At 68.3% G+C, this 13,313-nt stretch carries 7 protein-coding genes; 5 read left to right on the top strand and 2 right to left on the bottom strand.

Annotated features, from left to right (window positions below; translation table 11 throughout):
- Positions 1-523 precede the first annotated feature (523 nt).
- Complete coding sequence (gene metH, locus ACQ754_RS16015) at positions 524-4,210, bottom strand: methionine synthase (protein ID WP_440998054.1); 3,687 nt, start codon at positions 4,208-4,210, stop codon at positions 524-526.
- A gap of 525 nt (positions 4,211-4,735) precedes the next feature.
- Here metH and ACQ754_RS16010 point away from each other — a divergent pair.
- The 3 genes from ACQ754_RS16010 to ACQ754_RS16000 all read left to right on the top strand — a co-directional run bounded on the left by ACQ754_RS16010 (position 4,736) and on the right by ACQ754_RS16000 (position 7,029).
- Entirely contained in the window at positions 4,736-6,013 is a 1,278-nt protein-coding gene (locus ACQ754_RS16010) for a bifunctional O-acetylhomoserine aminocarboxypropyltransferase/cysteine synthase (protein WP_440998053.1), read from the top strand.
- A 350-nt stretch (positions 6,014-6,363) separates the two neighbouring features.
- Positions 6,364-6,597 (top strand): hypothetical protein, encoded by a 234-nt coding sequence (locus ACQ754_RS16005; RefSeq protein WP_440998052.1) that lies wholly within the window; start codon positions 6,364-6,366, stop codon positions 6,595-6,597.
- A complete protein-coding gene (locus tag ACQ754_RS16000) occupies positions 6,598-7,029 on the top strand; it encodes a PIN domain-containing protein (protein WP_440998051.1) in 432 nt (143 codons plus the stop codon).
- 307 nt (positions 7,030-7,336) lie between these two features.
- Here the strand turns inward: ACQ754_RS16000 and uvrA are convergent, their stop codons facing one another.
- Positions 7,337-10,183: an excinuclease ABC subunit UvrA gene (gene uvrA / locus ACQ754_RS15995; protein WP_440998050.1), complete on the bottom strand. Its 2,847-nt coding sequence runs from the start codon at positions 10,181-10,183 to the stop codon at positions 7,337-7,339.
- A gap of 97 nt (positions 10,184-10,280) precedes the next feature.
- Here uvrA and ACQ754_RS15990 point away from each other — a divergent pair, with 97 nt between their 5' ends.
- Both ACQ754_RS15990 and ACQ754_RS15985 read left to right on the top strand, forming a co-directional pair.
- Positions 10,281-11,510 carry an MFS transporter gene (locus tag ACQ754_RS15990; RefSeq protein ID WP_440998049.1) on the top strand — a complete coding sequence of 410 codons (1,230 nt, stop codon included), beginning with the start codon at positions 10,281-10,283 and terminating at the stop codon, positions 11,508-11,510.
- A 33-nt stretch (positions 11,511-11,543) separates the two neighbouring features.
- Positions 11,544-13,265, top strand: a complete 1,722-nt coding sequence (locus ACQ754_RS15985) for a bifunctional sulfate adenylyltransferase/adenylylsulfate kinase (protein WP_440998048.1) — start codon at positions 11,544-11,546, stop codon at positions 13,263-13,265.
- The last annotated feature ends 48 nt before the right edge of the window (positions 13,266-13,313 follow it).

Below are 13,313 nucleotides of genomic sequence, written 5' to 3'. Positions count from 1 at the left end.
ACGGCATGGCGGCCGACTGACGGGTAGGGCGGACGGAGCGCAGCGCAGTCCGCCGGGGGCCTGGGGAGAGTCCGACGGTACCCCGTCGGATTCCGGCCTTCGGCCTGGATCCGCCCTACCGCACGACGGCATGGCGGCCGACTGACGGGTAGGGCGGACGGAGCGCAGCGCAGTCCGCCGGGGGCCTGGGGAGAGTCCGACGATACCCCGGCGGATTCCGGCCTTCGGCCTGCATCCGCCCTACGCGTGTATTCGCCTTACGGCGGGGGCCCGGCGTCAGCCCTCATCCGGGTCGTAACACCGCGTAGGGCGGACGGAGCGAAGCGCAGTCCGCCGGGGGGCTTGGCGGGATCCCCGGGGGAGTACCCCCGCGGATTCCGGCCTTCGGCCTGCATCCGTCCTACGCGTCTATTCGCCTTACGGCGGAGCCCCGGCGTCAGCCCTCATCCGGGTCGTAACACCGCGTAGGGCGGACGGAGCGAAGCGCAGTCCGCCGCGGGGCCGGCGAAGCGCGCCCCGCGGCTCAGCCCTCCTCGGGGTCGTAGCCCAGGTTCGGGCCGAGCCAGCGCTCCGCCGTGGACGGATCCATGCCCTTGCGGTGGGCGTAGTCCTTGACCTGGTCGCGGTAGATATTGCCGAGGCCGAAATAGCGGCTCTCCGGGTGGGCGAAGTACCAACCGGAGACCGCCGCCGTCGGCACCATGGCCTTGGAGGAGGTGAGCTCCAGGCCGATGTTGCCCTTGGGGTCGATGAGCTCCCAGAGCAGGTCCTTCTCGGTGTGGTCCGGGCAGGCCGGATATCCCGGCGCCGGACGGATGCCCTGATACTTCTCGGCGATGAGATCGTCGTTGGTGAGCGCCTCATCCGCCGCATAGCCCCAGTGCTGCCGGCGTACCCGCGCGTGGAGCATCTCGGCGTAGGCCTCGGCGAGGCGGTCGGCCAGGGCCTTGAGCAGGATGGCGTTGTAGTCGTCGTGGTCGGCCTCGAAGCGCTTCACGTGCTCGTCGATGCCGACGCCCGCGGTCACGGCGAAGGCGCCCATCCAGTCGGCGATGCCGGTGTCCTTGGGCGCGATGAAGTCCGCCAGGGACTGGTTGGGCCGGCCCTCGGGCTTCTCCGTTTGCTGGCGGAGGTGATGGGTAACCATGAGCACGTGGTCGCGGTCGTTGTCGGTGTAGAGCTCGGTGTCGTCACCGACGGCATTGGCCGGGAACAGGCCGAAGACCCCGCGCGCGGTGAGCCACTTCTCCTCGATGATGCGCTCGAGCATCGCCCGGGCATCGTCGTAGAGCTTGCGCGCCTGCTCGCCCTGCTTCTCGTCGTCGAGGATCTTCGGGAACTTGCCGGTCATCTGCCAGGCCTGGAAGAACGGCGTCCAGTCCAGGTAATCCAGCAGCTCCTCCAGGGGCTGGTCCTCGATGACCTGTATCCCGGGCTCGTTGGGCTGCACCGGCTTGTAGCCGCTCCAGTCGATGGGGGTGCGGTTGGCCCGCGCGTCCTCGATGGTGACCCACTTCTGCTTCTCCTGGCGCCGGGCGCGTTGCTCACGCACCCGCTCGTATTCCTCCTTGATCTCGGCGACGTACTCGTCGTGCTGGGTCTCGCTCAAGAGCTTGGAGCACACGCCGACAGCGCGGGAGGCGTCCTTGACGTAGATGGTGTCGCCGCTGTATTGGGGTGCGATCTTCACCGCCGTGTGCACCCGGGAGGTGGTGGCCCCGCCGATGAGCAGGGGGATGCGGAAGCCCTGGCGTTCCATCTCCTTGGCCATGTTCACCATCTCGTCCAGCGACGGGGTGATCAGCCCGGAGAGGCCAACGATGTCGGCGTTGTGCTCCTTGGCCGCCTCCAGGGTCTTCTCGTTGGGGATCATCACCCCGAGGTCGATGACCTCGTAGTTATTGCACTGCAGAACGACCCCCACGATGTTCTTGCCGATGTCGTGGACGTCGCCCTTCACGGTGGCCATAACCACCCGGCCGTTGGTCTGGTCGTCCTCGGTCTTCAGCGCCTCGATATAGGGGATGAGGTGGGCGACCGCCTTCTTCATCACCCGCGCGGACTTCACCACCTGGGGCAGGAACATCTTGCCGGCGCCGAAGAGGTCGCCGACCACGTTCATGCCGTCCATTAGGGGCCCCTCGATCACCTTGATGGGGTGGTCGAAGTTTTGGCGGCACTCCTCGGTGTCGTCCACCACGTACTCGGTGATGCCCTTGACCAGCGCGTGCTCCAGGCGTTTCTCCACCGGCCACTCGCGCCACTCCAGGTTCTTCTCCTCGGCCTTCGCGCCCTGGCCCTTGAACTCGTCGGCGCGGTCCACCAGTCGCTCGGTGGCATCCTCGCGGCGGTCGAAGAGCACGTCCTCCACCAGCTCCAGGAGCTCGCTGTCGATGTCGTCGTAAACATCGAGCTGGCCGGCGTTGACGATGGCCATGTCCAGGCCCGCCTGGATGGCGTGGTAGAGGAAGGCCGAGTGCATGGCGCGTCGCACCGGCTCGTTGCCCCGGAAGGAAAACGACAGGTTGGATAGCCCGCCGGAGACCTTGGCGTGGGGCAGGTGGGTCTTCACCCAGCGCGTCGCCTCGATGAAGTCGATGCCGTAGCGGGCATGCTCCTCGATGCCCGTGCCCACCGGGAAGATGTTGAGGTCGAAGATGATGTCCTCGGCCGGGAAGCCCAGCTCCTCGGTGAGGATGCGATAGGCCCGCTCGGCGATCTCGATGCGCCGCTCGTAGGTGTCCGCCTGACCCTCTTCGTCGAAGGCCATGACGATCACCGCGGCGCCGTAGCGGCGCACCAGCTCCGCCTTGTGGCGGAAATCGTCCTCGCCCTCCTTCATGCTGATGGAGTTGACGATGCCCTTGCCCTGCATGTTCTGCAGGCCCACCTCCATGGCCTCCCACTTGGAGGAGTCCACCATGATGGGCACGCGGGCGATGTCCGGCTCCGAGGCCACGAGCTTTAAGAATCGGTCCATGCAGGCGACGGCGTCGAGCAGGCCCTCGTCCATATTCACGTCGATGACCTGGGCGCCGTTGTCCACCTGCTGGCGGGCCACGTCGAGGGCGGTGTCGTAGTCCTCTTCCTTGATCAGGCGCTTGAACTTCGCGGAGCCGGTTACGTTGGTGCGCTCGCCGACGTTGACGAACAGGTCGCCGTCGCCGACGTTGAGCGGCTCCAGGCCGGACAGCCGCAGCGCCGGCGGCAGCTCGGGGATCTCCCGCGGGGCCTTGCCGTCGACGGCGTCGCGGATGGCGGCGATGTGCTCCGGGGTGGTGCCGCAGCAGCCGCCGACGATGTTGAGGAAGCCGCTGTCGGCGAACTCACCGATGAGCTTGGCCATCTGCTCTGGGGTCTGGTCGTACTCGCCCATCTCGTTGGGCAGCCCGGCGTTGGGGTGGGCGGAGACGTAGGTGTTGCTCGCCACCCGGGAGAGCTCCTGGATGTAGGGGCGCAGGTCCTCGGCGCCGAGGGCGCAGTTCAGCCCGATGGAGAAGGGCTCGACGTGGCGCACGGAATTCCAGAAGGCCTCGGTGGTCTGGCCGGACAGGGTCCGCCCGGAGGCATCGGTGATGGTGCCGGAGATCATTACCGGCACCTTGCGGCCGAGCTCCTCGTTGAGCTGCTCGAGGGCGAACAGGCAGGCCTTGGCGTTCAGCGTGTCGAAGATGGTCTCGACCAGGATCAGGTCGGCGCCGCCCTCGATCAGCCCGTGGGCGGCCTCGAGGTAGTTGCTGCGCAGCTCCTCGAAGGTGACGTTCCGGTAGCCCGGGTTGTTCACGTCCGGGGAGATGGAGGCGGTGCGGCTGGTGGGGCCGAGCACACCGGTGACGTAGCGCGGCTGCTCCGGGGTCTTCTCCGTCCACTCGTCCGCGCAGGCCCGCGCCAGGCGCGCCGCCTCGCGGTTCAGCTCGGGGACCAGGTCCTCGGTGTCGTAGTCCGACTGCGACAGTCGCGTGGCGTTGAAGGTGTTGGTCTCGATGATGTCCGCGCCGGCGGCGAGATTGGCCTCGTGGATCTCGCGGATGAGATCCGGCCGGGTGAGCGTGAGCAGATCGTTGTTGCCCTTGAGCGCGCTCGGATGATCGGCGAAGCGCTCACCGCGGAAATCCGCTTCCTCGAGGGGCTGCTTCTGGATCATGGTGCCCATGGCACAGTCCAGCAGCAGGATACGGTTGGCGAGATCTCGCTTGATGCGATCGGACATGTAGAAACCTGTACGTTGCTGTGAATATTGTCATGGCGGAGCGGCCTGGTGACCTGCATCCGCCCTACGCGCCGGCGCCACCGTGGGCGGCGACCGCCGGGGTTCGGCCGGAATCGCCTGCAAGGCAGGCTCCTACAGCCGGTGGGACACGGCCTATGGGGCGTTGCCCACGTGTAGGAGCGCGCCCCGCGCGCGATGGACCGTAGCCGGCGGATTCCGGCCTTCGGCCTCCATCCGCCCTACCAGCGGCCGCACGGCCAAGGGAGCGGGTAGGGCGGACGAAGTCCGCCGGCCCCAGCCGGATACGCGCGAAGTAACGCACTATCTTCTCATGCTACGCGTAGGATTCAAGTATCCACCCAATATTATCAATTCAAGTCATACTCAGTATGAGCCACGGGTTACCACCGATGCCGAGAAGGTGGTGCCCCGGACATATCGATATTCGTGTTCATCCATGTGTATCGGCGGCTATGCCGGTTATTATTGCCGGCTACGACTTGGACTTCGAGGAGGAGAGGCGCCGTGAAGCTGGAAACCCTTGCCGTACATGCCGGTTACGACCCTGAGCCCACCACCAAGGCGGTGGCGGTTCCGATCTATCAGACGACTTCCTACGCCTTCGACGACACCCAGCACGGGGCCGATCTCTTCGACCTCAAGGTCGAGGGCAACATCTACACCCGCATCATGAACCCCACCAATGCGGTGCTCGAGCAGCGGGTGGCGGCCATGGAAGGGGGTGTCGGGGCCCTGGCGGTGGCCTCGGGTATGGCGGCGATCACCTATGCCATCCAGTGCATCACCCGCGCCGGGGATAACATCGTCGCCACCAGCCAACTTTATGGCGGCACGTACAACCTCTTCGCCCACGGCTTGCCCAATCAGGGTATCGAGGTGCGCTTCGTCGACGCCGACCAGCCCGAGCGCGTCGCCGGGCTCATCGACGAACGGACCAAGGCGGTGTTCTGCGAGACGGTCGGCAACCCCAACGGCAACATCGTTGACGTGGAGCGCTTCGCCGCCATCGCCCACGAGGCCGGCGTGCCCCTGATGGTGGACAACACCGTGCCCACGCCCTACCTGTGGCGGCCTTTCGAGCACGGCGCCGACATCGTCATCCATTCGCTGACCAAGTACATGGGCGGCCATGGCACCACCGTCGGCGGGGTGATCGTGGACTCCGGGGCCTTCCCCTGGGCGGAGCACCCCGAGCGCTACCCCATGCTCAACGAGCCCGACCCCTCCTATCACGGCGTGGTCTATACCGAGGCCCTGGGCGCGGCCGCCTACATCGGCCGCTGCCGGGTGGCGCCGCTGCGCAACATGGGTGCGGCGCTGTCGCCGTTCAACGCCTTCCAGCTCCTGCAGGGCATCGAGACAGTGCCCCTGCGCATGGAGCGCCATTGCGAGAACGCCGACCTGGTGGCCCGCCACCTGAGCGCGCATCCCCAGGTGAAGTGGGTGAAGTTCGCCGGCTTGGAGGAGAGCCCCCACCACCACCTGGCGCAGAAGTACATGGACGGCCGCGCGGCGAGCATCCTGAGCTTCGGCATCGAGGGCGGCGAGGCCGCGGGCGCCCGGTTCATCGACGCCCTGCAGCTCATCATCCGGCTGGTCAACATCGGTGACGCCCGGACCCTCGCCTGCCATCCGGCCACCACCACTCACCGTCAGCTCAACGACGAGGAGCTCGCTTCCGCCGGTGTGAGCCGCGACATGGTGCGGCTTTCCATCGGCATCGAGCACGTCGACGACATCATCGCCGATATCGACCAGGCCCTCGCTGCCGCCAAGGCGTAGGCGGGTAGGGCGGACGGAGCGCGGCGCAGTCCGCCAATGGGGCGGCGGAACCCGACCTGCGGGCAAGGTCGGTGGCGGACTTCGTCCGCCCTACGGTGGTCCTGCGCCGATCCTCGGTGCGGTGCTGGTGCGGTAGCGGGTAGGGCGGACGGAGCGTAGCGCAGTCCGCCGGGCCCCGGCGGATTACGGCCTGAGGGCCTCCATCCGCCGTACGGCCCTTAGCGCGCGGGGGCGCGCTCGTACACCTCGTACACCGGGAACGCCCAGTGGCCGTAGGAGCCTGCCTTGCAGGCGATCCTGGTTAAAGGCCGTGCTACACTGAAACCGTGTAGCACGAGGTGGCGATTGTTATGGCCAATGTGACCATCAGCGTGGACGAGGAGGTGCTGAAGCAGGCGCGGATCCGCGCCCTGCAGCAGGGCACCTCGGTCAATGCGGTCATCCGCGATCTCCTCGAGGGGTATGCCCGGGTCTCCCAGGGCCAGCTTGCCGCCGCGGATGATCTGGTTGCCCTGGCGCGGGAATCCCATAGCCGGCGTGGGGGGCGGTGCTGGAGTCGGGACGAGCTCCACGAGCGCGATTGAATGCGGGCATTCTTCGACACCAACGTCTTCGTGTACCTCTTCGATGCCGACGCGCCGGAGAAGCAGCACCGGGCCGGCGAGCTCCTCCGACAAACCGCGACCGAAGGGCGGGTGCTGCTGAGCACCCAAGTTTTGCAGGAGTTCTATGTCGCGGTGACGCGCAAGCTCGCTGAGCCGTTGTCGCCGGAGGCGGCCATGCACGCCGTGCGCGACCTCTCGGGATTCGCGGTGACCCAAGTCGATCCGCCATTGATCCTGGCAGCGATCGAGGGCAGTCAGCGCTATCGGTTTTCGTTTTGGGATTCGCTGATCCTCCAGTCGGCCCTCCAGGGTGGCGCCGAAGTGTTGTACACCGAGGACCTTCAGCATGGGCAGCGCATCGAGGGGCTGCAGGTTCGCAATCCCTTCATGGACGAATATGCGGGGCGGTAGGGCCGACGACGGGTAGGGCGGGTGGAGCGAAGCGTAACCCGCCAGGACCCTGGCGGATCCCGGTCTTCGGCTTGCTGGCGGACTTCGTCCGCCCTACGGTCCTACGGTCCGTCGCGCGCGGGGCGCGCTCCTACACCCGGGAACGCCGAGTGGCCGTAGGAGCCTGCCTTGCAGGCGATGTCCGCCGGGGCATGGCGGATTCTGGGCTTCGGCCTGCTGGCGGACTTCGTCCGCCCTACGGTCCTACGGGCTACGGCCGACCTACGGCTGCTGCTGGCGGACTTCGTCCGCCCTACGGTCCTACGGGCTACGGCCGCCCTACGGCCGCTGGTATCGTGTCGGGCAGGATGTCGCGGAGGTAGCGGCCGGTGTGGGATTGCGCCACCGCGGCCACGTCCTCGGGGGTGCCGGTGGCGACCACGCGGCCGCCGCCGTCGCCGCCCTCGGGGCCTAGGTCGATAAGCCAGTCCATGGTCTTGATGACGTCCAGGTTGTGCTCGATGACCACCACCGTGTTGCCGTGCTCGCGCAGCCGGGTGAGTACGGCGAGGAGCTGGGCGATGTCGTGGAAGTGCAACCCGGTGGTGGGCTCGTCGAGGATGTACAGTGTTTGGCCGGTGTCGCGCTTGGAGAGCTCCCGGGCGAGCTTGACGCGTTGGGCCTCGCCGCCGGAGAGCGTCGTCGCGCTCTGGCCGAGCTTGACGTAGGCGAGCCCCACCTCGGTGAGGGTGCGTAACCGCCGGGCGATCACCGGCACTGGCTCGAATACGGCCAGCGCCTCTTCCACGGTGAGCTCGAGGACCTCATGGATATTCAGGCCCTTGTAGCGCACCTCCAGGGTCTCGCGGTTGTAGCGCGCCCCGCCGCAGACGTCGCAGGGCACGAACACGTCCGGCAGGAAGTGCATCTCCACGCGGATCACCCCGTCACCCTGGCAGGCCTCGCAGCGCCCGCCCTTGACGTTGAAGCTGAACCGGCCGGGTCCGTAGCCCCGGGCCCGGGCCTCCGGTGTGCCGGCGAAGAGCTCGCGGATGGCGGTGAAGATGCCGGTGTAGGTGGCCGGGTTGGAGCGTGGCGTGCGGCCGATGGGGCTCTGGTCGATGTCGATGACCTTGTCCAGACCTTCCAGCCCCTCCACCGCCTCACAGGGGGCGGCCTCGAGGGCCGCCCGGTTGAGGCGGTTGGCGGCGTGGGGGTAGAGGGTCTCGTTGATCAGCGTCGACTTGCCGGAGCCGGAGACGCCGGTGATGCCCACCATGAGCCCCAGCGGCAGTGCCACGTCCACTTGCCGGAGATTGTGTCCGCTTGCGCCGCGCAGGTGCAGCCAGCCCCCGCCCGGGGCGACACGGCGCTCCGGCACCTCGATGCGCCGGCGGCCGGCGAGATACTCGCCGGTTAGGGACTCGCGATTGGCCTCGATCGCCGCGGGCTTTCCTGCCGCCACCACCATGCCCCCATGGGTGCCGGCCCCCGGGCCCATGTCGATGACATGGTCGGCGCTGCGGATGGCCTCCTCGTCGTGCTCGACGACGATGACGGTGTTGCCCATGTCACGCAGCCGCTGCAGCGTATTGAGCAATCGCTGATTGTCCCTTTGGTGCAACCCGATGGAGGGCTCGTCGAGGACGTACATCACCCCCACCAGCCCGGCACCGATCTGACTGGCCAAGCGGATGCGCTGGGCCTCGCCGCCGGAGAGGGTGTCGGCGCCGCGCTCCAGGGTCAGGTAGTCGAGCCCCACGTTGACGAGGAAGCCCAGCCGGTCACGGATCTCGCGGAGGATGCGCGCGGCGATCTCGCCGCGGGCCCCCGGCAGATCCAGCGTCTCGAACAGGGCGTGTGCGCGGCCCACGGGCAGCGCGGAGACGGCGGGCAGGGTCCAGTCGTCGATGAAGACGTTGCGGGCGGCCTCGTTGAGCCGGGAGCCACCGCAGGCCGCGCAGCGCCGGGTGCTGATGTAGCGGCCGAGCTCCTCGCGCACCGCCGCCGAATCCGTCTCCCGGTAGCGCCGCTCCAGGTTGTGGAGCACGCCCTCGAAGGGGTGCTCGCGCACGTGTTCACCGCTGGGACCGTGGTAGCGGAACACGATGGCCTCCTCGCCGCTGCCGCGCAGGAGGATCTCGCGGATGCCCTCGGGCAGCTCCCGCCAGGGCGTCTCCACGTCGAAGCCGTAGTGCGCGGCCAGCGCCGCGAGGATACGGCTGTAGTGGGCGTTGCGCCGGTCCCAGCCACGGATGGCGCCACCGGCCAGGGACAGCTCCGGGTGGGCCACGATCCGCTCGGGGTCGAAGAACTGCTGCACACCGAGGCCGTTGCACTCCGGGCAGGCCCCATGGGGGTTGTTGAAGGAGAACAGCCGCGGTTCCAGGGCCTCCAGGGCGTAGCCGCAGAGTGGACAGGTGTGGTGGGCGGTGAGCAGCGGCGCCTCGGCGTCCGGGTCGTCCATGGAGGCCACCCGCAGCAGCCCGTCGGCCAGGCCCAGGCAGGTCTCCACGGAGTCTGCCAGGCGCTGGGCCTGGTCGTCGCGCACCCGCAGCCGGTCCACCACCGCCTCGATGGTATGGGGCCGCTGCGGGTCGAGCGCGGGCGGCTCGTCGAGCTCATGGACCACGCCGTCGACGCGCACGCGGATGTAGCCCTGGCCCCGCAGGGCGTCGATGAGCGCCTGGTGGTCGCCGGTGGCGGCCTGCCGCAGCGGGGCGAGCAGCAGGATGCGGCTGCCTTCCTCCATGGCGAGGATGCGGTCCACCATCTGGCTGACGGTGAGCGCGCGCAGCTCGATGCCGTGCTCGGGGCAGCGCGGCGTCCCCGCCCGGGCGAAGAGCAGGCGCAGGTAGTCGTGGATCTCGGTGACCGTGCCCACCGTGGAGCGCGGGTTGTGGGAGGTGGCCTTCTGCTCGATGGAGATCGCCGGCGACAGCCCCTCGATGTGGTCCACGTCGGGCTTGTCCATCATCGACAGGAACTGCCGGGCATAGGTGGACAGTGACTCCACGTAGCGGCGCTGACCCTCCGCGTAGATGGTGTCGAAGGCCAGCGAGCTCTTCCCGGAGCCGGACAGTCCCGTGATCACCACCAGCCGGTCCCGGGGCAGGGACAGGGTGATGCCCCGCAGGTTGTGGGTGCGGGCGCCCTGTATAAAGATATGATCCATCGAATTAGGAGCGGGTGAACCAACCTGATAGTATACCCGCTTTGTCAATTGACACGCGGGACGCGCATCCGCCAGCGATCACGGCGCGAACAAGGCCTTGGGTAGTAGCAGCAAACGCCACACCACCGGCCCCATGAGTGGACCCGAGCGCCGGGCCACGGCGGGGCTCGCGGGCATCTTCGGCCTGCGCATGCTGGGGCTGTTCCTGATCATGCCGGTGTTCACCCTCTACGCCGATGAGCTGGCGGGGGCGACGCCGTTGCTCATCGGCCTGGCCATCGGCGCCTACGGCCTGACCCAGGCGCTGCTGCAGATCCCCATGGGGGTGCTCTCCGACCGCTGGGGCCGGCGGCCGGTGATCCTCGCCGGGCTGGCGGTATTCGCCGTGGGCTCGGTGGTGGCGGCGCTGTCCACGGGGATCTGGGGGGTCATTGGCGGGCGGGCCCTGCAGGGCGCCGGCGCCATCGCCGCCGCGGTCATGGCCCTGGCCGCGGACAACACCCGTGAACAGCAGCGCACCAAGTCCATGGCCATCATCGGCATTAGCGTGGGCCTGGCCTTCATGCTGGCGCTGATCGTCGCCCCGGCCGTCGCGGGGGCCTTCGGGCTGTCCGGCGTCTTCTGGCTGACCGCCGCCCTGGCGGCGCTGGCGGTTGTGCTGCTGCTCGCGGTGGTGCCGCGCCCGGCGGGGCGCAGCCATGACCGCGACATCCGGCCCGGATCGGTGCGCGCGGTACTGCGCGACCGGGACCTGCTGCGCCTGGATGCCAGCGTGCTGCTGTTGCACCTGATCATGACCGCGCAGTTCGTGGTCCTGCCGGTGGTGATCTCGGAGGCCGCGGGGCTGGCGCCGGCGGCGCACTGGCGGCTCTATGTGCCGGTGATGGTGGTCTCGGCACTGCTGATGTTCCCGGCCATCGGCGTGGGGGAGGCCAAGCGCGTCATGCACCGCCTGGTGCTCGTGGCCGTTGCGGTGCTCATCGCCGGCGAGGTCGCACTGGCGGACATGGGCCTCGTCGGGCCCTGGCCGCTGGCGGCGGCACTGGTGGTCTATTTCACCGCCTTCAACGTCCTGGAGGCGAGCCTGCCCTCGCTGGTCAGCCGTTTCGCACCGGAGGCGGCGCGGGGGGCGGCCCTGGGGGTGTTCTCCACGGCGCAGTTCGCGGGGGCCTTCCTGGGCGGGGTCATCGGCGGCGCGGTCTACGGCAGCCATGGCCCCGAGGGCGTGTTCCTGACCTGCGCCGGCGTCGGTGTGCTCTGGCTGGTGCTCGCCCGGGGGCTGCGTCCGCCGGCGGTGGCCGGCGCGGCCCAGGGCGAGGGTGTGTAACACGGATTCGTAAACCCGAGGGATAGAGGACCCATGAGCAAACTCATCGAGCCCCATGGCGGGGCGCTCAAGGAGCTGTATCTGGACGAGGCGGCGGCTGCCACGGAGAAGCAGCGGGCCACTGACTACCCGAGCTGGGACCTCAACGCCCGCCAGCTCTGCGACATCGAGCTGTTGCTGAACGGTGCGTTCTCGCCCTTGGAGGGTTTCCTTGCCCCGAGCGACTACGACCGGGTGGTCGAGGAGATGCGCCTGTCCGACGGCACCCTCTGGCCGATGCCCATCACCCTGGACGTCACCGAGGACTTCGCCGCCGGGGTCGCGGAGGGCCAGCGCATTGCCCTGCGCGACGCCGAGGGGGTGCTTGTCGCGGTGATGGACGTGGCGGCGATTTACCGCCCGGATCGCGAGCGCGAGGCGCGGGCCGTGTTCGGCACCACCGACGTCGCCCATCCGGGGGTCGACTACCTGTTCAATCGCGGCAATACCGTCTACCTGGGCGGGCGGGTGTACGGCATCTCCGAGCCGGCCCACTATGACTTCACCCACCTGCGCCGCACCCCACGGGAGCTGCGCGAGCGCTTCGCCAAGGCCGGCTGGCGCCGGGTGGTGGCGTTCCAGACCCGCAACCCCATGCACCGCGCCCACGTGGAGCTCACCTTCCGCGCCGCCAAGCAGGCCGAGGCCAACCTGCTCATCCATCCGGTGGTGGGCATGACCAAGCCCGGCGACGTGGACCACTACTCCCGGGTGCGCTGCTACGAGCATGTGCTCAAGAAATACCCGGAGGCCACCACCGACCTCGCGCTGCTGCCGCTGGCCATGCGCATGGGCGGTCCGCGGGAGGCGGTCTGGCATGCCATCATCCGCAAGAACCACGGCTGCACCCACTTCATCATCGGCCGCGACCACGCCGGCCCCGGCAAGGACAGCGCTGGCGAGGAGTTCTACGGCCCTTACGACGCCCAGCACCTCGTCGAGCAGTACAAGGATGAGGTGGGCATCGAGGTCATCCCCTTCCAGATGATGGTCTACGTCAAGGAGCGCGCCGAGTACGCGCCCATCGATGAGGTGGACGAGGACGAGACCGTGCTCCAGATCTCGGGCACGGAGTTCCGTCGGCGCATGCGCGAGGGCCTGGAGATCCCGGACTGGTTCGGCTACCCGGAGGTGGTGGAGGAGCTGCGCAAGACCTTCCCGCCCAAGGACAAGCAGGGCGTGACCATCTTCTTCACCGGCCTGTCGGGCTCCGGCAAGTCCACCATCGCCAACGCCGTGATGGCCAAGCTCATGGAGCTCGGCGGCCGCCGGGTGACGCTGCTCGACGGCGACCTGGTGCGCAAGCACCTCTCCAGCGAGCTCGGCTTCTCCAAGGAGCACCGCGACCTCAACATCCAGCGTATCGGCTTCGTCGCCAGCGAGATCGCCAAGAACGGCGGCATCGCCATTTGTGCCCCCATCGCCCCCTACACCGCCACCCGGCGCCGCGTCCGGGAAATGGTGGAGGAGGCCAATGGCGGGTTCATGGAGGTGCACGTGGCCACGCCGCTCGAGGTGTGCGAGGCCCGGGACCGCAAGGGGCTCTATGCCAAGGCCCGCGCCGGGATCATCACCGGCTTCACCGGCATCGACGATCCCTACGAGGCACCGCAGGACCCGGAGCTCGCCATCGACACCACGGACTGCAACCCCGATGAGGCGGCGCAGCAAGTGATCCTCAAGCTCGAGCAGCTCGGCTATATTACGCTGCGTTGAAACCGCGCCATCTGTCCCCGGAGAATAGGTTGGTCGGGCCGGCCGCCG

The organism is Arhodomonas sp. SL1 (assembly GCF_052060015.1).
Lineage (GTDB): Bacteria > Pseudomonadota > Gammaproteobacteria > Nitrococcales > Nitrococcaceae > Arhodomonas.
This window is presented reverse-complemented; position numbering and strand designations above follow the sequence as displayed.

Coding starts and splice junctions, on each gene's coding strand:
- metH (WP_440998054.1), bottom strand. CDS start 4,210: ATGTCCGATCGCATCAAGCGAGATCTCGCCAACCGTATCCTGCTGCTG.
- ACQ754_RS16005 (WP_440998052.1), top strand. CDS start 6,364: ATGGCCAATGTGACCATCAGCGTGGACGAGGAGGTGCTGAAGCAGGCG.
- ACQ754_RS16000 (WP_440998051.1), top strand. CDS start 6,598: ATGCGGGCATTCTTCGACACCAACGTCTTCGTGTACCTCTTCGATGCC.
- uvrA (WP_440998050.1), bottom strand. CDS start 10,183: ATGGATCATATCTTTATACAGGGCGCCCGCACCCACAACCTGCGGGGC.
- ACQ754_RS15985 (WP_440998048.1), top strand. CDS start 11,544: ATGAGCAAACTCATCGAGCCCCATGGCGGGGCGCTCAAGGAGCTGTAT.